The following is a 24,912-nucleotide window of genomic DNA, read 5'->3' on the forward strand; positions in this document are numbered from 1 at the left end:
GGACACCAAAAATGCCCAACCCAAAGGACCTGATTTAAAATCAGTCCGATTTGAATGGGCTCAAAACAATTGAAAAACGATTTGTCAAAAAAATCAAATGATGATGCAAACCAACCGCCGCCAATTTTTACGCACTTCCGGTCTTGCGCTGGCCGCGCTGATCAGTCAAAATCTGTCGGCCCAACCGGCTAAGAAAAAAGTAGTGATCCTTCGCTCGTCCTGGCAGACGGTCAACATTGGCGACATCGGCCACACGCCCGGCGTACTCACCATTCTGGAAAAACACCTCCCAGATGTGGAGATCAGGCTCTGGCCGAGCAGCATTGGTAATGGTGTAAAAGAAATTCTGGAACAGCGATTTCCGAAAGTGAAGATCGTAAACACGCCGGAGCTCATTAAACAGGCATTTGAGGAAGGTGATTTTCTATTGCACGGCTCCGGGCCTTTCCTGGTGGCGCGGGGCGATGTGAAAAAGTGGCGGCAGGAAACGGGCAAGCCTTATGGTATATATGGAATCACATTTCCCGGATTTTACGGCGCACCCACCGACGCGCAGGTCGCGTCGCTCAAAACCGACACCGAGCTGCTCACCAATGCGGCGTTCACGTTTTTCAGGGATTCACCGTCGCTGGATTATGCCAAGGCAAACGGTGTAAAATGCCCGATCATGGAATTTGGTCCCGACGGCGCATTTGCGGTAGACCTTCGAAATGATAAACTGGCGAATGAATTTTTGAAACAAAACAATCTGCAGGCGGGCAAGTTTCTGTGCGTGATCCCGCGGCAGCGTTATACGCCATACTGGGAGGTAAAATCCCGGAATACGCCATTTGACGCATTCAAAGACGGTAAAAACAAAGAAATGCAGGATCATGATAATGCGCCGCTGCGAGAGGCGATCATCGCTGTGCTGGACAAAACGGATCTGAAAATACTCATTTGTCCCGAAGACGAAACGCACGTAAAACTCGGCAAAGAAGCCATTCTTGACAAGTTACCTGAGAAATACCGCAGCCGCGTAGTGTGGCGCGACCGCTACTGGCTGACGGACGAGGCATTGAGCACCTACCTGAAATCCGCCGGATTGTTCGGACTGGAAATGCATTCGCCGATCATGTGCATCGGCCACGGCATTCCGGCAATCGTTTGCCGGTTTACCGAACAAACGACCAAAGGTTTTATGTGGCGTGACATTGGGCTCAACGACTGGCTTTTCGATATGGACAAACCGGACAAAGTTGCCCGCATTGTGCCGACGGTACTGGCGATGGCGCAAGATCCGGTACAGGCAAAGCAGAAAGCATTGAAGGCAAAAAAAGTTGTAGAAGGCCGTCAGAAGGCAACCATGCAAATTTTGAAAAAGGCTCTTTCTTAACGTCTCTATTTCATTCCGGAAAGCATTGGGTAATGTGAAATTCAGGCACTGCGTATAGCTAGCTTCGTTCACTCCTCAATGCTATTCCGTCAATGTTTCTTTCAGCTAAAACACAAATCTTCTCAAAGTATAAACTTTTTACCAGGCGCTTTATGTGCTGAATACGGCTGTCAGGAATGGATTTGCCCGCCATTCTTTCCGGTCTGTATATCTCTCAATTTAGCCCTAAAACAAAGTGAGTATCAATACTTCGAAGTCGGATTTGTGGAAGGCATTTCAGCGGGGAGATGAAGAAGCGTACAGTGAACTCTACCGCACACATATCAAGCATATGTACCGGTACGGCATGAGCCTGGTGCCGGTTTCGGAAGCTTTTGTCCTGGACTGCATCCATGATGTATTTATGGAAATATGGATGAAACGTGACCGTATCACCGAGCCCGACAACATCAAATTTTATTTATTAAAAGCATTAAAAGTCCGCATACTGCATTTATTTGCCCGCACAGAACGCCCCTACGAATCTTTTCACGACAGCAGTTTCAATGAGCTCTGGGAAGAACCATCGACAGAAGAAATATTTTCACAGCAGGAAGAGACGGTTAACCGAAAGGAATTTGTCGAAAACCTGATCAGTAAACTTCCGCCCCGGCAGCAGGAAGCGATCCGGCTGCGGTTCATCGAAGAACTCGACTACGATCAGATCGGCGTCCTTTTATCAATCAATCATCAATCCGCCAAAAACCTGATTTTCAGAGCGATAGAGAACATGCGCGGGTGGCTTCTTTCAGCTTTTGTGATTTTTTCGAGTTTTTTTTAATTTATCTGAGTACGCAAACAAGGTTTTTGTCATCTATTACAAATAAATCTTGTTTCCGTGCAACAACCTTACCAATCTTACAGCGCTTCCGATTTTGTTTGTGATGACCATTTTCTGGCTCATCAGCTCTCCCCTACGGATGAGTCAGAGCAGTTTTGGCATGATTGGCGAATTCAGAATCCTTCACGTGAGCAGCATTACCACCAGGCTCAGCAGCTGCTGGAAGCGGTCCGGCTGGGACTGAGCGATTATGCAAGAAATTATCTCTCTGAGGAAGCGGAAGCCCGACTATTTGACCGCATCCATTCATCGAAATCGCAAATCAAATCCGGGCAACCCGGATTCAAAATCACCCGCAATCCCTGGTTTTTGCGCGGGATCGCGGCGTGTCTGATATTCGTATTGGCACTGGGTGCCTGGCAGTTGAAAGACAAATGGATGCAGCCTTCTTTGTATAAGCAGCAGGTGACGAATCTCCCGGTGCCGGCGATTGAAAAAATCAACGATAAGTCCGCGCCAGAGCTGACAACACTCCCGGACGGTTCGACCGTTGAGCTTTTTCCGGGCAGCCGGCTTAGTTATCCGACAGATTTCGGGAAGACGAACCGCACGGTATATCTTCTGGGCAAGGCCCGGTTCGATGTACGTAAAAATCCTCAGAAGCCATTTTATGTGTATTCCAACGAGCTGGTAACCAAAGTATTAGGAACCGTTTTTTCAGTTGAAGCCTTTGAAAAGGATAATGCGCTAAAAATTGTGGTAGAGCATGGACAGGTGAGTGTTTATCAGCAAAAGAATCCTGATACTAAATCTGCCCGAACGATTTTACAAGGCGTGCTGCTCAAACCGAACCAGCAGGTCGTGTTCTCCCGCGAAAGCAAGCAGTTCAGCAAGACGGTCGTTGCCGAGCCGGCGCTGGTAGATGATCGCATTGTCGACAAGAACAGCTTTGTTTTCGAAGAAACGCCGGTTATCGCTGTGTTTGAGCTACTTAAAAAAGCGTACGGACTAGATATCATCTATAATGAAGAAATTTTGAAAGGCTGTCAGCTGACGGCGTCGCTTGCAGATGAGCCGGTATTGAAAAAACTGGATATCATCACGCAGTCCATAGGTTCAAGTTATGAGATGGTGGAAGGCCAGGTGATCATCGTTTCAAATGGCTGTAAATCGCCATGACCATTTAGCCCAATCTCGAAAAAGCATTGAATTAAAGTATCCCTAACCATAAAAGTCAGTTCCGCTCGATCCAATGCCGACCCTGGCATCGGGGCACAGCAACAGCTGTCCGGGAAAAGTACGTCCCTATTTTTAAACCCAACCAAGAAGGTAATATGAAAAAAAGTATCCCTTTATTATTCAAAGTTTCGCTGGTACAAGTCTTTATTGCCCTCACTTTCGCGAGTTTGTCCTGGGCCACCCACGTTTCTGCGCAGGAAGTGCTCGAACGGCGACTATCCATTCAAATGCAGGGTGAGAAGGTCAAGAATGTGCTGAGCAGGATCGAGTCACTGACAAAGGTGAAGTTTTCTTACAGTCCGCAGATCGTGCAGTCGAACCGGAAAGTCTCCATTGAACTACGAAATGCAACCCTCGCGCAAGTGCTGGATAAGTTATCCCTGACGCTGGGACTTACTTATGATGTGAGTGGCAACCAGATCATCCTGAAAAACCTGCCGGCTGTCCGGTCGGATATTCAGCCGGCCGACAACGAACCGTTGACAAAACCGATGCAAACCAAACAGGCGGACAGGCAGATCAAAGGAAAAGTGACGGATGAAAAAGGGGAAGTACTGCCGGGAGCCAACGTACTGCTTAAAGGGACCACGACAGGTACGACTACCGACTCGGAGGGAAATTTCTCACTGAATGTCGGAGACGCCGGCACGCTGGTCATTTCGTCGATCGGCTACAACGAACAGCAGGTTGTGCTGGATGCGAGGTCAACTTACGACATCCGGCTGAAAGCGGATATTAAGGCGCTCAACGAGGTGGTCGTGATCGGGTACGGGGCGCAGTCGCGAAAGACGCTCGCGACTGCCGTGGCAAAAGTGGAAGGAAAAATGATCGGTTCGCAGCCGGTAGGTACTCCCGGCGAAGCTCTTGCCGCGCTGGCCTCCGGCGTGCAGGTGCAATCCGACCGCGGGGGCACGCCCGGCGCAGCGCCTACCATCCGGATCCGTGGAGTGGGATCTCTGGGTACTAACAGTACGCCGCTTTATGTCGTGGATGGTTATCCGCTGCAGGATGCCAGCCAGTTTAACCTCATCAACCCGCGGGATATCGAGTCCATGGAAATCCTGAAAGATGCAGCGTCAGCGGCCATTTACGGGTCCCGAGCGGCAAATGGAGTCGTTATTGTCACGACAAGACGTGGGAAAGCAGGTAAAACCAGCTTTAATTTTTCAGCTTACACGGGTATTCAGCAGATCAGCAAAAAAGTGGATGTGCTCAACCGGGATGAATACATAGAACATGCCGGCTACATTGGCCGGCTCAGAAATCTGTCTGTTCCATTGTCATTCACTGCAAACCCAGATAGTCTCCCTGATACCGACTGGCAGGATGAGATCTACCGTCTTGCACCTATGTCAAACTATGAAATTTCGGCAACCGGTGGCAGTGAAAAAGTCCGTTTTGCCATTTCCGGTGCCTATTTCAAACAGGACGGTGTTTTAAAAGGCACTTCGTACCAGCGCTATAATGTGCGGTTCAACCTGGATGCAGACCTCAGCTCGAAGCTCCGGATCGGGGTATCGATCGCGCCTTCGTATTCACGGCAATTTCAGCAGCAGGCTGCGGGGCAGTTCAGTGGTTCAAACAGCAGCGAGACGAATGGAACGCGCACTGTTCCCAGCGCGGTGATTTCTGCGATCAACATGCCTCCGACGATCCCGGCTTATTTGCCAAATGGGGATTACGCGCAGGGTTTTAATGGAAATACAACCCCGAGCGGAACGCCGTTTTACCAGCCTAACCTGTTTAATCCGCTGGCTGTTATAGAGCTTAATAAAAACCGATATAAAAACTACCGCCTATTCGGAAACAGCTACCTTGAATTCGAGCCCATTACAAATCTGAAACTGAAAACTTCCGTAGGCTCAACCATGAATATTACGGACCAGTATTCCTACATTCCGGCCACCATGGCCAGCGAACAGGCGCCTACTGCCAATGCATCTAACCCGGTACTGGGCCAGATTTATTCCAGGGAAGCCCAGAATGTGGGCATCGACTGGCTTTGGGAAAACACGGCTTCTTATAACAAAGGGGTTGGCGGTCATAATTTTTCACTGCTGGCGTTGTATTCCGTCCAAAAATTCCAGTCGAAAGCTACGGCTGTCCTGGGAAGGGCTGGTAGCTTTACAACGGACGTGCTGCAAAATCCGCTGGCATCGCCCGATCTGGTCGGCCAGCTGGATTACGATCAGAACGCATTCCTTTCCTACGGCGGGCGGCTCATGTATGATTATAAAAGTAAATACCTTTTTTCGGCTGCATTACGCCGGGACGCATCCTCCCGTTTTGGCCCGAACAATCGTTTTGCAACATTTCCTTCCTTCTCGGCCGGCTGGCGCATTTCCGAAGAAAAATTCATGGAATCGCTTGCTAATGTGCTGAATGAGCTGAAAATCAGGGCGAGTTATGGAGAAACCGGGAATGCCAATATCGGGAGTTTTACCTGGGCCAACAGAATGGCGGGCAGCAATTACAGTTTCGGGCAAACCCGCGCTTTTGGGTATGAACAAAATGGTTTCGTCAATTACGACCTGACCTGGGAGAAAAACAGCCAGGCAGACATTGGTCTGGAAGCAGGGTTTCTGGGAGATAAATTTTCCATATCCATTGACTATTACGACCGGAAAGCGAAAGGAATGCTTTTTCAAAAAGATCTGCCGGGCATCGTAGGCAGCGCGACCAGTTTCCGCACGAACCTGGGAAGTCTCCAGAACCGCGGGCTTGAACTTTCGGCGAAAGCGAACTTGCGGTTAGGCGCTGTACTGTGGTCGATCGACGGCAATATCTCCGGGAACCGAAGCAAAGTACTTGATCTGGGCGGCCCCGCTTTCCTCACTCCCCAGGCGTCTATCGGAGGCTGGAACAATGTGTACCAGGTACGGGTGGGCGATCCGCTGGGAAATATGTATGGGTTTGAAGTCGAAGGTATTTTCAAAACTGCGGAAGACCTTAAAAACCATGCACAGTACACCACCGGTGATAAGGTCGGGAACTGGATGATCAAAGATCAGAATGGCGATAACAAAATCGACGAGTCCGACCGGACACTGGTGGGCAAAGGTGTCCCGAGTTTCATTTACGGGATGTCGCATTCGGTGCAATACAAGAATTTCGATCTCAGTGTAATCATTCAGGGTGTGCAGGGCGCGAGCCTGATCAACGGAAACCTGCGTCATAATTTCGGTACCGTCAATTTCAATACCGTCCCGATGTACTTCCGGAATATGTTCGATCCTGCCAATCCGGACCGGGATGTGGAATTTCCAATGGCCGGTGCGGGAGGAATCGCCCCCAACAACAATCTGACAAACCGCCAGGTTTTTGATGCCTCATTTCTCAGGGTCCGGAATGTGACGATAGGCTTCAACCTGCCCGCAACCATTCTGAAAACCATTGGATTACAATCACTGCGCATTTACGCATCAGGCCAGAACCTGTTCACTTTTACAAAATACACCTGGTATAATCCCGAGACCAATGTAAACGTCGACGCTCCGGTGCAGATCGGCATCGACCAGGGCACGTATCCTGCAACGCGCACCTATACATTAGGATTGAACATTGGCTTTTAATACATGGAAACCCATCATTTATCGAAATTGAAGCGTATGAAAATTCATAAATTAGTACTGGCAGCTTCCCTTTTTGTAGCCAGCAGCTGCGGGAAAGATTTCGTAGATCTCAACCCGCAAGATGTCATCCCGGTCGGGGGATTTTATAAAACCGAATCCGATATCAAATCCGCATTGACGGGTACTTATGGATATTTACGGGGGATTTATAATGGGTACTGGCAGTTTTTCGAATTGCCTTCCGACAACACGCAAACGTTCACTGAAAGTGAATCTGGAAGCGGCGGTTTGGATAAACTGACCTACCAGCCTGTTACCACCAACGTTTCTTCCGGCTGGAACAGCATGTACCACGCCATCGCCGATTGCAACGCCATTCTCGACCGGATCGGGCCGGTAACCATGGCCGAGGCGAACCGTAGCCGCTACATCGCAGAAGCGAAATTCATCCGTGCGCTGATGTATTTCAATCTGGTGCGAATGTACGGCGGCGTTCCATTGATCCTGAAACAGATTGAAACAGAGGCCGAAGCCTACACGTATATCCGGAGTACCGAGGCAGAGGTTTATGCACAGATTGAAAAAGACCTGGCCGGGGCGGAAACCGTTTTACCTCTCCGGTATGGCACTGCCGACGTAGGCCGGGCCACAGCAGGTGCAGCCAAAGCACTGCTGGGCAAGGTATATCTTCAGCAAAAGAAATGGGTTCCTGCCGAATCGAAATTGGCGGAGGTCATCGCACTGGACGTTTACAAGATTTTGCCTACTGTTAATGCCGTTTTTGGTGTGGGGAATGACAACAATGCTGAGATTATTTTTTCAATACAATACCTCGGCGGCGGGTTTGGAGAAGGTAACTCATTTGCACACGCTTTTGCCCCGCAGACATCGGGGTCATCCATTGTAAGCGTGGTGGCGTCCAGTACCAACATCGGCACCCAGGATCTGTACGACTCATTTGCAGCCGGGGATTTGCGCCGGGATGCATTTCTAGGGGTTTTTCAAAATGGTAAAAACCCTAACATTTATTATTGGGCCAAAAAATTCGTCTACAACATTAACCAGCAAAATGAAGGCAGTAACGATTGGCCGGTAATCCGCTATGCCGACGTGCTGCTGATGTACGCCGAAGCTTTGAACAATAACAACAAGACTACCGAGGCGCTTACGCAGGTGAATGTCATTAGGAAAAGGGCGGGGCTACCGGTATTGGCGGGCTTATCCAAAGAGGCCACCCAGCTTGCCATTGAAGCCGAGCGAAGAGCGGAGTTGTGTTTTGAGGGACACCGCTGGCCGGACCTCATCCGCTGGGGAAAGGAAGTGTCCACGATGCAGGCATTCAAAGCAAAATACACGGCCATCGACCCTCTCCTGGCTAATATGAATGTAACTGCGGACAAGAAGTTGCTGCCGATTCCGCTCCGGGAAATCAACCTGAACCCGAAACTGACCCAGAATCCCGGTTATAACTAAGAAGCAGCGATTATTCAGCCAACCCATTGTTTAGAATCAAAAATATGGCCTTACTTAATGAAGAAATATCACGCAGGAATTTTTTCCGCTCGGCATCCACGTTCGCCGGCGCGGCGATCGTTCCCGGCCTGAACCAGCAGGAACTGGCATCCGAGGGCTTTGATGAAACGGCTTATTTTAAAGAACCGTCGGTCAACCTGCCCGTTAAAGGGGATGTGGACGTGCTGGTGTGCGGGGCTGGCCCGGCTGGCGTGGCCGCCGCGATCACGGCAGCACGCTCGGGCGCAAAAACGCAGCTGATCGAACTGGCCGGCTGCCTCGGGGGCGTCTGGACTGCCGGATTGCTTACCTGGATCTTTGATTTTGATAAACCGGGCATTACCCGTGAGATCGTGAGCAAGCTCGACGAGCGCAATGCACGGTCTAAATATGGGAATGAGCCGGCCAAAAACTTTGTGTATGCGCCTGAGGCGATGAAAATCCTTTTGGAAGAAATGTGCGCCGAAGCGGGTGTTGAATTTGTGCTCCATACCCGCGTCGCGGCGGCCTACAAGGATAACAAGCGGCTAACTACCGTGGTGACCGAATCCAAATCGGGGCGGCATGCCTGGCGCGCGAAGGTATTCATCGATGCCACCGGCGACGGCGATGTAGGCGCATTTGCAGGAAATGGCTGGGAAACCGGATTTGCTACCGATCAGGAATGCCCCTGCCAGCCGCTGACACTGAATGCATTGGCTATCGTGAAAGACGCCAGTGCGATCCGGGATTACATTTCATTTTATGAGTTTAAAGATGAAAGCGGCGAGCTCAAATTTGGGACGCACCATGGCCAGGCGTCGGCGAGACTGATGAAAGAGATCAACCGGGCGGGGCTGAAACCATCTTACGGGCGACCTACCATTTTTCAGATCAGCGGGAACCTGGTCATGCTCATGTTAAATCATGAATACAATGTCCGGGCTTTCAATGCCGACGAAGTTTCCCAGGCAACGATACGCGCCAGGGCTGAAATTGACCGGATTGTGAGAGGATTAAATAGTCTGGGCGGAGTTTGGGAAGGCATGCAGATCGCCTACTCCGCGGAGCAGATCGGTATCCGGGACGGCAGGCGTCTTCATGGAAGATACCGGGTTACCAAAAAAGATGTACTCACCGGTTCCAAACACGCCGATGGTGTGACCAACCCTACTTTTAATGCAGACATCCACAGCGCCGATCTTGACAACAACCATTCCGGCGGACCAATCCAGATCTTCAAGGTAGCGCCCTATGTGATCCCACTCAGGTCGCTGATCGCGCGGGACGTGGACGGGCTGATGATGGCCGGACGCTGTATTAGCGGTGATTCCACGGCGCATGCAAGTTACCGCGTCACAGGAAATGCGGTGGCGATGGGCGAAGCTGCCGGCTGCGTAGCTGCCATTGCGGCCAAAAGCAAGCGAATGCCGCACGATGTAAACTGGAAAGAAGCGGAGGATTTTTTAACAAAACTCGGCATGAGAGAGTGATCAGGATATTGATTATCAGGCAGATAGTTGGTTTAATTAATGATGTTTAAATGATGAAATCAAAGATATATTCCCTGATCCTGGGCCTTTTTTACTTTCCAGTTTCAGTTGCGACGCTACACGCGCAGAGTGAGTTTGCCGGTCAGAAAACCAGCTTACCCGAATCTAAAATAGTCAAAGGAGCTGACGGGAAATTTTCCGACAAGCGGGATGGGAAAAGTTACAAAACCATCACGATCGGAGAACAGGTTTGGATGGCGGAAAATCTCGACTATCAATCCAAAACAGGATCATGGAGCTACGACAACGACCCTAAAAATGCCAAAACGTACGGAAGGTTATATAATTGGGAAACGGCAAAGAATGTCTGCCCGAGCGGCTGGCATCTGCCGGGCGACGATGAATGGAAAGCGATGGAAATTTACCTCGGCATGAAGCCTACCCAGGCAAATGTGGACCGCTACCGCGGTACCGATCAGGGAGGAAAGCTCCGAAGTACGGGGACGATCGAGGCGGGTGACGGGCTGTGGGCGGCGCCTAACAAGCTGGCATCCAACGAGAGCGGTTTTTCGGCAATCCCGGGCGGTAACCTGGAAGCGGACAGTACTTTTCTTTTAAAAGGCCATTATGGCTTTTGGTGGACATCTACAGAAAATTCATCCCGCAACGCCTGGTATCGCTTCTTGTCTTTTATGGATCCGGAGGTGATCCGCTATCCTACTTCCAAAAATCTGGGATTTAGTGTTCGGTGTGTAAGGGATTCATCTCAAAAAACAGGTCAGGGAAGTGGGAAATGACAGATCCACTACCCTATATTTTTCTACTGCCTCTTTTTTATGCGAATCTTACTTACACTTTTAATAATCGCGTTTACCTCCGCTGCCCGCGCACAAAGTCCGCAGGCTCCCGTGTTACTTCGCACCGATCTTTTGCTGCATTCCGATAGGGTGTGGCAAAACGGGTTCCTGACTAATCTGACATTACCGCAGGCGGATTCAACCGCATTCAATGGGCAACTCGCGCTCATCCGCAGCCAGTATCCTTCATTCAGCTGGGTACTCGCGGATACCGTCGCTAGTTACCGCCAGACTGCGTATCAGATCGTTTTGTCATCTGTTGGAAAAAATAAAGGAGCAGGCCAGGTAAATGTGTGGGATTCCGGCAAGGTGAAAAGCAGGCAAAACACATGCATTTTACCAAAAGAAAAAGCATTGCAGCCCGGCCGGATCTATTACTGGAAAGTGAAAGTATGGGACCAGAACGAAGCCGAAAGTCCCTTTTCTCTTGCAAAAGCATTTCAAACTGCGGATAGTCTCAAAGCGTACGAACCTCCTTTTTCACCGCTGGTCAAAGCATATCAGCAGCCGGTAAATGAAAAAGCATTTGGTAATAAAAATAGTGTCTACGATTTCGGAAAAGATGCTTTTTCACAACTGGTAATCTCCATTCTAGCTGGTAATGAGCAGGATACCGTCTGGGTGCATTTCGGGGAGGCCGTTACACCCGACGGGCATGTCGACAGAAAGCCAGCAGGAACACTACGTTACCGGCGGATTCCACTCGTGCTTCAACAAGGTACCGGCCAGTACCAGGTACACTTTCCCGCCGACAAACGTAATACCGGCCCGAAAGCGATCCTGATGCCGGATTACATCGGCGAAGTGCTGCCATTTCGCTATGCGGAGCTGGAATTGCCCAATCAAAAAGTCAAAGTCGGTCAGGTTTCGCGGCTTACGGTTACGTACAGCTTCGACGATCAGGCATCTCATTTCACGAGCTCGGATACGACGCTCAACCGCATTTGGGACTTGTGTAAATATTCGATCAAGGCCACGACTTTCAGTGGATATTATGTGGATGGAGACCGCGAGAGGATTCCTTATGAGGCCGATGCTTACATCAATCAGCTTTCGCATTATGCCACCGATGTGGAGTACAATATGGCAAAACGTTCGCTGGATTACCTCGTGTACCACGCCACCTGGCCGACGGAATGGTCACTGCAGAACCTGCTCATCGCCTGGTACGATTACCTGTATTCCGGGGATATCCGTACCGCCCGTGCGCTTTATCCTGAACTGAAAGCCAAAGTACTGCTGGCGCTCGCGCGCCCGGACGGATTGATCAGCACCCGCACAGGAAAGCAAACCTCGGAATTTACCAAATCCATCCATTTCGAAACGTTCGACGGAAAGGCTACTTTACAGGATATCGTCGACTGGCCGCAAAAAGGGGTTTTGGGATTAGGGAAAAAGGAAGCCGGGGAAACGGACGGTTTTGTTTTCACGGATTACAACGCGGTAGTGAATGCATTTCATTATCAGGCACTGCTTTATTTAGGTGAAATCGCCTCCGTAATTGATGAAAAACAAGATGCGGCAGTGTATCAGAAGGCAGCTCAAAAAGTTAAAACTGCATTTCAAAAAACCTTTATCGATCCGAAAACCGGCCTGATCAGAGACGGCGAGGGCACGGATCATTCGTCCCTGCATGCCAATATGATGGCGCTTGCATTCGGGCTAGTCCCTGAAAAATTGCAGCAGAAAGTACTGGACCACATTCGTTCTCGGGGAATGGCGTGCAGCGTGTACGGTTCCCAATTTTTGCTAGACGGACTTTACAATGCGCAGGAATCCGATTATGCACTTGCATTAATGACCTCGACGCAGCAACGCAGCTGGTATAATATGATCAAAACCGGCTCAACGATCACCACCGAAGCCTGGGACACCAGCTACAAGCCCAATCAGGACTGGAACCACGCCTGGGGCGCCGCACCTGCGAACATCATTGTCCGCAAACTAATGGGCATTGAACCACTCACACCGGCATTCGGGACCGTGAGCATTAAGCCGCAACCCGGCACGCTTGCGAATGCGCAATTGCAGTTAACGACTTTGAAAGGCGTAATAAAAGTGGATTCTGAGAATACGGGGCAAAAATTCAGTTTGAAGGTGAATTTGCCTGCCAACATGGAAGGCGTGATTTACATTCCGCGCCGGTTTGCCAAAAGCAAGCTTACCTCAAACGGCCGCGCCGTGAAAGCTACGCAGGAGGGAGACTTTTACCGTATCGCGGAAGTGGGCTCGGGCAATCATCAATGGGAAGTCGTACCAGTACCTTAACTGTAACCGGGCATGATAGAACTTGGGAGGCTGATTTTGTCCGGAATGCTGTTTACCGGTTTTACTATTACAGCTGCATGGCTTGATACAGGACCGATCCGCTATTTCAACATTCCGACGGTTTCACTTCCCGGAGAAAAAACGGTTTCACACATTTTAAAATTTGACGATGACGACGTTGCCGATACGCTTTTCGAAGTCAGGTCGGCGGAAGGTTATCCGGTAAGTTATTTTCGCAACATCCGGACCAGCGTTTGTTTTGATAATAAATGCAGGCTGCTGGCTATTAGGCTCTACTGGAATATTACAGGACGGTATCTGGGCTATGAGGTTCCGAAAGGCGAATACCTCAGCAAAGCGGAGCATGAACCTTTTAAAGCGGAGGAATATGCCCGGCTGCATCAGATTCTGTCTGACGAAAATTCGCCATTGCGCAGCTTTACCTATGAGGACCTTGCACCCGGAGGGAACCAGGAAAAGGCCGGTGTCGACGGGGTCAGCTCCGCCACTTCCAAAGATGTGTTGAGCTATGTGGTGGAGGGGGCTGTGTATACCACTTATAAGATGTGGCATATTCTCTATGGAACAACTCAAACGGAAGTGATCAGGCTGACAAAGACCCATTTAAATGAAGATCTGGTTCTGAAAATTTTAAATAGCCCCGATCGTAGCGACAAGGTCTGGGCGCTCGATCAGGTCAACGGCCGATTTGAGAATGCTTCAAGAATCCCAAAAAAGATCATTGAACTGGTTGATAGCCGTGATTTTCACCTTTCGGAACAAGCGTTGAATTCGGTTCATCCAAATGCATTCACATCCGATTCTTTGCAGCTTTTGCTTCTGGCAAAATTCAAAACCGGGAATTACAATTTAAAGAATAGTATCGTCACTAAATGCAGGCAGGTATCAAAACTGAATGCTGCATTTAAAACGGCATTGACGAATGAGCTGCAAACCAGCCAGGGTACTTTATTTGTAAATACGCTCGAATTATTTAAAAATCCCGGGAATAACAATGCTGAAACCACGCGGGTGATCGCCAATCTAATGGGTAGTGAAAACCGTTTCATTGCCCGCAAATCATTCGATTTCTTGAAGAAACTTGAAAATAAAAATCCACGGGTGGAAGAACTGGTGCGGCAGTATGAGGCGAAAAACGGCCTGGATAACTGAGGTACTTTTGAAATTCGAATACGGTCAGTTCTAACATGGATCGTTTGGCAGAAGAACAAATCGGGGAAATAATAGCGAATATTTTGTGTCGCAAACATATTATTCCTACTTTTCGGGTACGTACCCGTTAATTTTAATAGCTTATCTATTCACCAAAACACATGTTAAACTTTAATTGCCTGTATAACACCGGGTACGTAACCGAACTTCAATTGTTTTTTGACAATTGGTAACCTTAAACCTTAACATATGCTTTTCAAACTCTTCTACAAGACCACGGCAGCGTTACTGACCGTCACGCTTTGTATGTTCGCTGAGGTCCAGGCCATTGCCCAGGACCTTCGGAATGTTCAGATTACAGTATACGACAGTACTTCTAAAACGACGCTGCCAGGCGTGAATGTTGCGATCAAAGGCACTACCCGGGGCGGAGCAACGGATGTGGATGGAAAATTGAAAATCCAGCTGGCCGGTGACGAGATCATCGTCGTATCGTTCATCGGATATGAGAAAAAAGAACTTATAGTCGGTACCAGATCGGAAATCGAGGTAATGCTCAGCGCAAGCCAGACGATGCTCGACGAGCTGGTTGTTGTGGGCTACGGAACACAGAAGCGCAGCGAGCTCACCGGAGCGGTGACTTCCATTAAAGCCGATGAAATCCAGAAAGTGCCTACCAACAGTTTTACCAGTTCGCTCCAGGGAAAAATCCCGGGGGTTTTTATTAACCAAACCAGCGGAGCGCCCGGCGGGGCTGCATCTGTCCGAATACGGGGTGTGGGGACTACCGGGGGCAACCAGCCTTTATATGTCGTTGACGGTTTTCCGCTGGGCGGCGGCGGCATGGGTATTTCCGGAAGTTCCGATCGCATCGACGGACTTTCGATCGTGAACCCCAATGACATCGAATCGATCGAAGTGCTGAAAGACGCTGCTGCCGCGTCCATTTACGGTGCCCGCGCGGCGAATGGCGTAATTTTGATCACAACTAAAAGAGGTAAGGATGGTTCCACGCGCATTAACCTGGATGCTTACACCGGCATGCAGCAGTTATGGAGAAAACCTGATTTCCTGAATGCAACCGAATTTGCCACCTTAGCGAATGAGCTTTACACCAATTCGGGCATGACGCCGAATCCTGAATGGGCCAATCCGGCTTCTTTCGGGACCGGCACGAACTGGATCAACCAGGTATTCCGGACTGCGCCTGTTCAGAATTACGATCTCCGGATCTCCGGCGGCAGCAAGAAAATCTCAGGCGCATTGTCGCTGGGCTACCGCGACCAGGCGGGTACATTAATAGAAACCTGGTACAAACGTTTCACCGGACGCATTACGGGTGACCTGAAAGTGAACGACAAGCTCCGTTTCGGAAGCTCACTTGCCTTTGCAATCTCACGCGCGAAAGGTCAGCAAAACCAGGAAATGCGGATCGGGATCTTTAACCTTGCCCAGCAATTTTACCCGACACTCGGCCCGAACGATGTGGTAAATGGCTCCTCTGCCTATTATACCACGCAGGGAGACAATCCATTGCTCCGTGCAAAATCGATTGATAATCAGCTGAAAAACATGCGGATGTTCGGTAATATTTTCGGGGAATATGAAATATTGCCGGGTTTACGCTGGAAAACCAATGTGGGGCTGGATACGGATAACAACCGCGCGAGAACCTGGGAGCCGAAGGCCGAAAGAGGGCATTACCGCAACTTGCAGGCCATTTTAGGCGAAACATATTCGCAAGGCCTGAACTGGCTTCTTGAAAATACATTATCGTATTCGGTTTCCTTGGGCAGCCACAAAGTCTCGGCAGTAGCAGGACAAACGGCCCAGAAAAATACCGTCAACTGGATCGGCGTGACTGCACGTGACTTTCAGAATGAACAATTACAGGTGGTGAACGGAAGCAAGGATACGGAACGCCGAGCGACCGGAACCGGGTCCGACTATACGCTGGCTTCCTACCTGGCGCGCGTCAACTACTCCTTCAAAGACAGATACCTGCTTTCTGCCAGCGTTCGTCGCGACGGTTCGTCCAACTTCGGCCCAAACCACAAATGGGGTAACTTCCCTTCCGTATCGGCCGGCTGGAACATTTCTGAGGAAACATTCATGAAAGATATTTCCGCGGTAAGTTCACTGAAACTGCGCGCCAGCTGGGGCCGGCTTGGAAATGATGCCATCGGTTCTTTCGGATATCTGAGCAGCATCCGGCTTGGGACTGTCAACGATAACTACGTACTCGGCGCAGGCCAGGCGCTCGAAATCGGTGCATCCATGTCCCGCCCCGGCAACCCCGACCTGAAATGGGAAACCAGCGAGCAAACCAACTTCGGGATCGATGGTAATTTTCTTAATGAGCGGCTGTACCTGACGGCGGATTATTATATCAAAACCACCAAAGACATGCTCGTGAGCCTTCCTGTTTCCATCGAAGCCGGATTCCAAACGGCTCCTTCCGTCAATGGAGGAAAAGTGCGTAATAGCGGCGTGGAGCTGCTGATCGGCTATCGCGGTGAGGCCGGAGCATTTACATACGATGTGAGCGCCAACATGGCTACGCTTAAAAACGAAGTGCTCAGTCTCGGCGTGGGACAACCGATTACCGGTCCTACCCTCAACTTTACAAGTATCAGTCCTTCCTACACGCAGGTTGGTCAATCGATCGGCTATTTCCGGGGCTATGTGGTAGAAGGAATTTATCAAACCAATGACGAAGTAAACAAAACGCTTCAACCCAATGCGGTAGCGGGGGATTTCCGGTACCGGGATGTGAATGGGGATAACCGGCTCACCGATGCTGACCGCGTGAACCTGGGCAGTCCGTGGCCTACATTGACCTACGGAATGAACCTGGATCTTGGTTACAAAGGCTTTGATTTAAATGTCATGCTCCAGGGCATTTCAGGAAGCGAGGTATTCCATTCAAATAAATTTGCGATTTATCCGCTCAAATATTTTGGCGGCTCGGGCGTGGTGAACGGTTCCCGGGAAGTACTGGACCGGTGGACGCCCGGCAGTGGAAAAAACGAAATACCACGTCTTGCCTATGTCGATGCCAATGGAAACTACGCCAACAGTTCTTCATTCTACGTGGAAGACGGAGACTATATGCGGATCCGGAACATCACGCTGGGTTACAGGATCCCTCAGGATTTGCTCGCCAAAACGCGTGCATTCCAAAGTGCCCGTATTTATGTGAGCGCGCAAAACCTGTTCACATTCACCAAATATTCCGGGTTTGATCCTGAGATCGGCAGCATTGATCCATTGCAATCAGGGGTGGATAATGGCGTGTACCCGCAACCGAGAACATTTATGGTCGGCGTGAGCCTTGGTTTTTAATCTTAATCCTGAACAACATGAAAAAATATATCAAATACATCGGCACGTTTCTGATTGTGGCTTCGATGGCATCCTGCGGTGATAAATTCTTAACCCTTACCCCGAAGGATATTCTCACCGACGCCAACTTTTTTGTCTCAGAATCCGACGCCCAGGCTTCGCTAACCGGCATTTACGCCATTTTACAGCGCGAAGAAACGTTCAGTAATGTGCGTGATGCGGCGGATATCGAATGGGCCATGGCCGGTGATATGTACGAAATGGACGGCAGCGCCAACCGGATCGAACTTCATTCGCTGAGCCTCCCTTCCAACAATACCATTTTGCGGGATGTTTATCAGGGAGCCTACCAGGGCATTGGCAGGGCCAATATTGTCATCGGCCGAGTATCTGCGATGGATAACATCGACCCGGCTGCAAAAGCCAGTATAATTGCCCAGGCCAAGTTCCTCAGAAGTCTGTTTTACTATCGGCTCGTAAGTTACTGGGGCGGCGTTCCATTGGTTACAGAGGAACTGAATGCAACCTCAAAACTGGACATTCCGCGGTCCCCGGCAGCAGACGTATGGGCACTGATCGAATCCGATCTGAAAGAAGCAGCTGCCACGCTTCCCGCCAGCTGGACAGGAGCGAATTTGGGACGGGTTACCCGCACCGCGGCATTGGGTTACCTTGTTAAGGCAGCATTATGGCAGCAAAAATGGGCGGATGCGGTAAAATACAGCGAGGAAATTATCGCAACCAATTCCCACGACCTCCTCCCGAAATTCCGGGACGTGTTCCGTGAAACCAATGAAAACAACAAGGAGATCCTGTTCTCCACACAATTCCGGACATCTGTGGATGCGGAAGGCAATAGCCTGGTAAAACGTACTGCCCCGCGGGGGGCGCCTTCCGTCTATACGGGAAGCGCGGCGTGGAGTAACTTCGTGCCGCAAAAACACTGGGTGGATGCATTCGAGAAAGATGCAGCCGGGAAGATCAGAGACAAGCGGTATTGGGATGTGATCATCGGTCCGGGCGAGGCGCACCAGGATATCAAAGATTTCGTAATGCCAGCGCAGGTACCTGCCGGCTGGTCCCGTACCGGTTTTATAGTTACAAAATACTGGGAAGCCCCTGCACCGACCAACTCGGGCGTAAACACACCGGTGCTGCGTTTCGCGGAAGTGCTGCTGAACTATGCAGAAGCCCTCAATGAAACCGGCAAATCGGCCGAAGCCATGCAACTTGTGAACAAGATCCGCGTGCGGGCCGGTCTGGAAGCCAAGGCCACTACGCTTGGGAAGGACGCCGTACTCGATGCGATTTTCTATGAGCGGCGGATGGAATTCATTTGGGAGCCCGTCGGTGCGTTTTCAGATCTCAACCGCCGGGGAAGATTTATCTCGTTTATCAAAGCCAACAGACCTAATTTTGCAACTTTGGAGATTGATAAAAAACCCTGGCTTTCGACCGTTCCGATCCTGTTTCCAATTCCGAGAGAGGCGTGGGATAAAAACAAATCTCTTGAACAAAACCCGCATTACTCTTTTTAACCAGCCTGTCAAATCTTAATTCTTTGTCATGAAGTGGACATATATGTTTGCTGGTCTGCTGGTAGCAGGTTGGCTGGGCGGCCAGGTAGCGGCCCAGCCCGACCTGCAAAGGCGGCGGCAGTATTTGCAGGAAAACCTCAAAATCAACGAGCCCAAGGATCACCGTCACGCGATCAGTCGCCGCGTGACCGTTCAGGATAGCACCTGGCTCGACTGGCTGCACCGCACCGGCGAACTGCCGCCGGATTTTTCCAGCATGCCTTCTGCCCCATTTCTGCCTGAACCGCTGGTTACCGTCAAAAACGGAAAGCCCTACCCCATTCGCACCGTTGCGGAATGGAACGACCGGCGGGAATGGATCAAATCGGAATTTCAGCACTGGGTTTCCGGCAAAATTCCGCCTGCACCCAAAACTTTTAAAGTACAGGTTCTTTCCGAGAAAATTGAAGGCGGCACCCGCATTGAAATGGTGCAGATCAGTTTTGGTAAAAACAATGTGGCTAAAATGACTTTCGAGCTGATGATCCCCGAGGGAAAAGGGCCATTTGCCGTATATATGACGCCCTGGACACACAGAAACTGGGCGCAGCTGGCTGTGAAGCGAGGTTACATTGGTTGTGTGTATGCAGGCGCGGATTCGAAGGATGACACGCAGGCGTATCAAACGCTTTATCCGGAATATGATTTTACTGCTTTAATGCGCCGCGCCTGGGGAGCCTCGCGCGTGATCGATTACCTGGTTACCCGAAAGGAAGTCGATGCTGCCAAAATCGCGATCGCCGGTCACTCCCGCAATGGGAAGCAGGCGCTTTGGGCCGGGGCATTCGATGATCGGATCGCGGCCGTTATTTCCAGCAGCTGCGGCACTGGAGGGATTACACCGTTTCGCATGAGCGACCCGCAGTATGTAAACCAGACGCTTGACGACATTGCCTCTAATGCGGCCCACTGGTTTCACCCGCGTCTCCGGTTTTTCTTTGGCAGGGAAGATAAGCTGCCCATTGACCAAAATCTCCTGATTTCACTCATCGCTCCCCGCAGCGTGGTGTTCCAATATTCGGTTGTGGAGCAGCAGCTGAACCCCTGGGCGAGCGAACAGAGCTATCATTCGGCGCGGAAAGTGTTTCAATTCCTGGGCGTACCCGGGCATATTGCGATGGCGCCGCGCATGGGCGAGCATGCCGTTGCAGCGAGAGATGTGGCGAAGTGCATTGACTTTCTCGACACCCGGTTTGGCCGGAAAAATATTCCCTGGCACACCGAGCTGCAATTTGATTTCCGATATGATGAATGGGCTACGGCACACGCGGGACAAGCTACGCAGGCAGCACAACGGAAACCGATTAAGCTGAATCCCTCACTCAAAGGTTCTCAGGCTCAAACTCAGAAAAACGAAATACAAAAAAGTCTCCGCTGGCTTTTAGGCGAAGAACCTTCCGGCGTTAAACCCGATCAGGTTGCGGTAACCGAGTCTTCGCGGATCGACTGGATCGACCGGATCACGGGCAGGCCGGTGGTGAAAGGCGCAATTGCCGAACACCTGGGACCGTACACCGCACTGGGCGATCACGTAGCATCGACGGTTTACTATCCGGCAGATTCAGCGGGCAAAAAAAAGGTACCTAAAAACGGCAAGATCCCGGTCGTGATCTATCTGCATGAATATGCTTACGCGCATGGTTACGCACACGGTTACAGCACTGACCGGCAGGGAAATAGCAAGTTATTTCAAACATTTACAGACCGTGGATTTGCTGTAATGGCACTCGATCTGTTTGGTTTCGGGACGAGAATGGAGGAAGCCAAATACTTCTATAAGCGCTTTCCTGAATGGTCGAAAATGGGCAAGATGGTGAGTGATACAAAAGCCTGCATCGATGCATTAAACACTTTTCCGGACATTGATTCTGATAAGATCTTTCTGTTGGGTAATACTGTGGGCGGCCTCGCAGCGATCCTCACCGCTGCGCAGGATTCGAGGGTAGCCGGCCTGGCAACCGTCGCTGCATTCTCTCCCTGGCGCTCGTCGGATGCGACTTACGAGTCAGTCCGGAGCGTCTCGCAGTGGCACGGACTGATTCCCAAACTAGGCTTTTATGCTGAAAAACCACAAGATACGCCCATTGATATGGCTGAAATCATTTCCTGCATTGCCCCAAAACCACTGTTAATGATAGCACCAACACTTGACAGGTACAGCCACGCAGCAGCGGTTCGCGAAGTTATCAAAAGCGTAAATTCGGCCTATGAATCGGGTAATGCGGCAGAAAATGTGAAGGCAAGCTTTCCTTTTGAAATCAACAGGATCACCCCGGAAATGTCCGTGCAGATTGCCGATTTTTTTAAACAGACAACCCGTTAAACTGAGAACTATCTGCATGGAAGAATAAGACGATGCTGCTGTGAAACCGCATGCGCTTATCTGGCAATTTACTTTCTAATCGAAAGAAAGTCGTTTCAAAACAGTCGAAAAGTAATGCAATTCAACAGGTTTAGGGATAATTTCATCTATTCCTACCTGTTTATAATAAGTCACCCTCTCTTCTTCGACACTTCCGGTGAATCCGATTATCGGGACCCGGGCTTTCTTTGGTTCTGCATGCGTTCGGATGCGCTTTGTGAGCTCGACACCATCCATAACGGGCATATGAATGTCGGTAATTACCAGATCATAGGAATTCTCATTGTATAGATCGATCGCTTTTTGCCCATCGTTGGTAAGATCATAGGTGGCACCGAGCTTATCCAGGATTTTGCTGATCAACAATAAATTAATTTTGGTATCGTCCACTACCAACACCTTTCTGCCATTCAGGATCGGTTCGGGTATTGTCGGCGGGGCCGCAGTGGTATCGGGAGTCGGCGCTGCATCCAGCGCATTGTCGGCTGACTGCCCGGGCGAGTTGGTGATAATCGTCATGGGTAAAGTGATCGTGAACTCCGATCCTTTTCCAAGTACACTTTCTACCTTGATCCGGCCTTTGTAAAGGTCGACAATCCGCTTGCAGATAGCGAGTCCCAAACCGGTCCCCACCTGAACGGTACGGTTGTCATCACTTTCAACCTGGACATAATCTTCAAAAATGGAATTCAGGTATTTGCTTTCAATGCCGACCCCGGTATCCTTCACCTTTATTTCAAGTAACCCTTTTTGGTGACCCGTAGTTTTGAACTGTGCAGTCACCAGGACGGTACCGCCGATAGGCGTAAACTTGATCGCATTGGTCAATAAATTGATCAGTACCTGCTTGATCCGCAGCTCGTCGCCGCTGGGCCATTTTTCAGGGTCCGATTCGACGTGGTAAGACAACGTTATCTTTTTCTCATCGGCCAGTATCGAGAGCATGGAAACAGCATCGTCTATCAGCGCGGTGATGTTAAATGGCTTGTTGTGCAATTTGATCTTTCCGGTTTCGAGCTTTGAAAAATCAAGGATCTCGTTCACGAGCGTCAGCAGTATTTTGGATGCGCTTTTGATCGCATTCACATTGGCCCTCAGATCTTCATCGAGTTCGCTTGAATCCATGAGCTGCGAAAACCCTATGATCGAGTTCAGCGGTGTGCGGATCTCGTGAGTCATGTGGGCCATCATATCCCCTTTTCTTTTGGTGGTAATGGCTGTCATCCGGGCATGACGAATGATGGTAACGTCTTTTTTGTAGAGCTTTACTAGGTTCCAGATGATCATCGCGGCCAGCAAAGCGACCAGCAGCACACTGCCCCAGATCAGTAAGCTTATCTCCTCGAATTTGGAGGATGTGGTCGTCAGCAGAGCTGTCCTCAACGCTTGTGCCTGGCTTTCCTCATTCTTTTTTAGCTGGATCAATGCATGCTGCAAATTGGAAAAGATGCGGCTGTTAATGGCCAATAGTTCCTGTTCCGTGGCGCTCAAATCCCTGCGGGCACTTTCAAAGACGGAATGGTTTGTCGGCATGGCAAGCGGTACAGGCACGAATGCCGAATCGCTGGAATGGACGGAGCTGCTGCTGGCACTCAAAACCGCTTTTTCGAGTGTGTCTTTATCCCGTATTGCATCAATGATCCGTTTTACCAGCTTTCTTTTCTGCTTGCCGGCAAAAACGGCGAGCGTGTCCTTTTTGCTCGACTCGCTGATCACTTTGACCTTGCGGGTTGCTTTTCGCGGAGTGGCAGGCTTTGCTTCGGCGGTTTGAAACGAGAAAGAAACAAGGCTGTCAACCATCATCCTGAGCCTGACCAGTTCTTCATTCTTCTGCTGCTTGCTGGCGATCAGATTGGAAAGCAGGCTGGCGCGGCCATTCTTTTCAATTTCAAATTTGTTTAATGTAGTATTGACGGCCCCGAGCTGGCTTTGATAAAGCCGCAGGTATGCCGAATCCAGTGTGACCACGAACAGCCGGCTGTTGTTTTCAGCCGCGTAAAGGATCGCGATACAGGTGTCGAGCTTGTGATAGCTGTTATTTTCGATCTGCAGCGCCTGGATATTATTCTTTATGGCATCCGATTTCGATTTATTAAGCAGTGTGAGAAACGTGAAAGATACCAGCAGTACGATCAGAAGTGCTGTCCATACAAAGGTCCTGCGGGAAGCTATCGGGGAAGAATTTTTCATGGGAGGGTCCTGAGCTTCACGGCGTGCGGCTCGTGATTGTGCCTGACCGTAAACTTAATTATCTATCATAACAATGTCATACCGTTTCAGGTTTTTCCTCAATTTTTCATAAAACATCAGAAGAACTTTCTATAAATAGTCGGAGCGCCGAGGTCATTTCCGCTCATACACTATCTTTGAATCACAACCACTTATGAATAGTATAAAATGAATTGGATTACGCGTGAACGCCCTAAAATTGACCGGCTGGCCTGCCCATGGCTGATCAGAAGGTTTATAGACCCCGAAGCACAGATTTTTTTTGTCCCATTTACTGAGGTGAAAGCCAAGGCGCCCGAACTGGATGCTACTCCTTTTGACATTCCGGACACGGAATTCACGCATTACGAAGACCGCTGTACGTTTGATTTTTTTCTGGAAAAATATGAACTGGAAGATCCGGCTTTAAAAGATATGGCCGTGATCATCCGCGGGGCAGATACCGATGACCATTCACTGGCCGCTCAGTCGTCGGGGCTGTGGGCGATCTCCGCCGGACTCGCCTACAACACTACAGACGACCAGGAGCTGCTTGAAAAAGGTATGCTCATTTACGATGCACTTTATAGCTGGGCAAAACACCTTCAAAAGCAGAAGCACACACAAAATCCTACGGAAAAGCTGTTACTGGCGGTTTTTAATACGTATCTGGATAAACAAAAAACCGAGAACCTGAAAACCCCGAAGTGGGCGAAAGAGCTGAAAGAAATTATACAGGACCAGATCGATACCAACCTTAGTCTGAGCCTGAAAGAAATTTCGGAGGGTTTGCAGATCCATCCGTCTTATGTATCCCGGGAGTTTTCCAAGTATTTCAGCAATCTGTCGTTCGGTGAATATATCCGGAAGCTGCGCATCGAAAAGGCCATGGACCTGCTGGCAAATCCTGACCATACGCTGTCAGAGATCGCTTACCTGACCGGGTTTTCAGATCAAAGCCACTTTAACAGGATTTTTAAGGCACATACGGGGCAAAATCCATCAGATTTCCGAAAAAATTTACCCAAAAAGTAATCCCCGTACAAATCCGTCATTTTCATTCTATCATTTGGGTTTTGAGGCTGCTAGTATTGTGGCGGTAAAAGCAGCTGGCTTTCGCATTAAACTTATC

At 49.9% G+C, this 24,912-nt stretch carries 14 protein-coding genes; 13 read left to right on the forward strand and 1 reads right to left on the reverse strand.

Annotated features, from left to right (window positions below; genetic code table 11):
• Window positions 1-100: 100 nt before the first annotated feature.
• From LZG72_RS18400 to LZG72_RS18455, 12 genes are all read left to right on the forward strand, one after another.
• Entirely contained in the window at window positions 101-1,375 is a 1,275-nt protein-coding gene (locus tag LZG72_RS18400) for a polysaccharide pyruvyl transferase family protein (protein WP_233875802.1), read from the forward strand.
• Between the two features lie 235 nt (window positions 1,376-1,610).
• A complete protein-coding gene (locus LZG72_RS18405; protein WP_233875804.1) occupies window positions 1,611-2,195 on the forward strand; it encodes an RNA polymerase sigma factor in 585 nt (194 codons plus the stop codon).
• Between the two features lie 57 nt (window positions 2,196-2,252).
• The gene (locus tag LZG72_RS18410) at window positions 2,253-3,374 is read left to right on the forward strand and encodes a FecR family protein (RefSeq protein ID WP_233875806.1); all 1,122 of its coding nucleotides are present in this window, start codon (window positions 2,253-2,255) and stop codon (window positions 3,372-3,374) included.
• Window positions 3,375-3,529: 155 nt separating this feature from the next.
• Entirely contained in the window at window positions 3,530-7,006 is a 3,477-nt protein-coding gene (locus LZG72_RS18415; protein ID WP_233875808.1) for a TonB-dependent receptor, read from the forward strand.
• A 36-nt stretch (window positions 7,007-7,042) separates the two neighbouring features.
• The gene (locus LZG72_RS18420) at window positions 7,043-8,479 is read left to right on the forward strand and encodes a RagB/SusD family nutrient uptake outer membrane protein (RefSeq protein ID WP_233875810.1); all 1,437 of its coding nucleotides are present in this window, start codon (window positions 7,043-7,045) and stop codon (window positions 8,477-8,479) included.
• Between the two features lie 44 nt (window positions 8,480-8,523).
• Entirely contained in the window at window positions 8,524-9,990 is a 1,467-nt protein-coding gene (locus LZG72_RS18425) for an FAD-dependent oxidoreductase (protein ID WP_233875812.1), read from the forward strand.
• A 50-nt stretch (window positions 9,991-10,040) separates the two neighbouring features.
• Window positions 10,041-10,787 carry an FISUMP domain-containing protein gene (locus LZG72_RS18430; RefSeq protein ID WP_233875814.1) on the forward strand — a complete coding sequence of 249 codons (747 nt, stop codon included), beginning with the start codon at window positions 10,041-10,043 and terminating at the stop codon, window positions 10,785-10,787.
• 39 nt (window positions 10,788-10,826) lie between these two features.
• Window positions 10,827-13,115, forward strand: coding sequence for an alpha-L-rhamnosidase C-terminal domain-containing protein (locus LZG72_RS18435; protein WP_233875816.1), 2,289 nt, complete (start codon window positions 10,827-10,829; stop codon window positions 13,113-13,115).
• Window positions 13,116-13,127: 12 nt separating this feature from the next.
• On the forward strand, window positions 13,128-14,288 hold the full coding sequence (locus LZG72_RS18440) for a hypothetical protein (RefSeq protein ID WP_233875818.1): 1,161 nt from the start codon (window positions 13,128-13,130) through the stop codon (window positions 14,286-14,288).
• Window positions 14,289-14,537: 249 nt separating this feature from the next.
• On the forward strand, window positions 14,538-17,633 hold the full coding sequence (locus LZG72_RS18445) for a TonB-dependent receptor (protein WP_233875820.1): 3,096 nt from the start codon (window positions 14,538-14,540) through the stop codon (window positions 17,631-17,633).
• Between the two features lie 17 nt (window positions 17,634-17,650).
• Entirely contained in the window at window positions 17,651-19,171 is a 1,521-nt protein-coding gene (locus tag LZG72_RS18450; RefSeq protein ID WP_233875821.1) for a RagB/SusD family nutrient uptake outer membrane protein, read from the forward strand.
• Window positions 19,172-19,199: 28 nt separating this feature from the next.
• Window positions 19,200-21,533 carry a serine aminopeptidase domain-containing protein gene (locus LZG72_RS18455; RefSeq protein WP_233875822.1) on the forward strand — a complete coding sequence of 778 codons (2,334 nt, stop codon included), beginning with the start codon at window positions 19,200-19,202 and terminating at the stop codon, window positions 21,531-21,533.
• Window positions 21,534-21,608: 75 nt separating this feature from the next.
• On the opposite strand, the gene LZG72_RS18460 is transcribed toward LZG72_RS18455, so the two are convergent.
• Complete coding sequence (locus LZG72_RS18460; protein WP_233875823.1) at window positions 21,609-23,762, reverse strand: ATP-binding protein; 2,154 nt, start codon at window positions 23,760-23,762, stop codon at window positions 21,609-21,611.
• A 207-nt stretch (window positions 23,763-23,969) separates the two neighbouring features.
• Between LZG72_RS18460 and LZG72_RS18465 the strand changes: the two genes are divergently transcribed.
• Window positions 23,970-24,815 (forward strand): chromate resistance protein ChrB domain-containing protein, encoded by an 846-nt coding sequence (locus LZG72_RS18465; RefSeq protein WP_233875824.1) that lies wholly within the window; start codon window positions 23,970-23,972, stop codon window positions 24,813-24,815.
• Window positions 24,816-24,912 lie beyond the last annotated feature (97 nt).

Origin of the sequence: Dyadobacter sp. CY323 (genome assembly GCF_021390245.1) — a bacterium.
Classification (GTDB): domain Bacteria; phylum Bacteroidota; class Bacteroidia; order Cytophagales; family Spirosomataceae; genus Dyadobacter.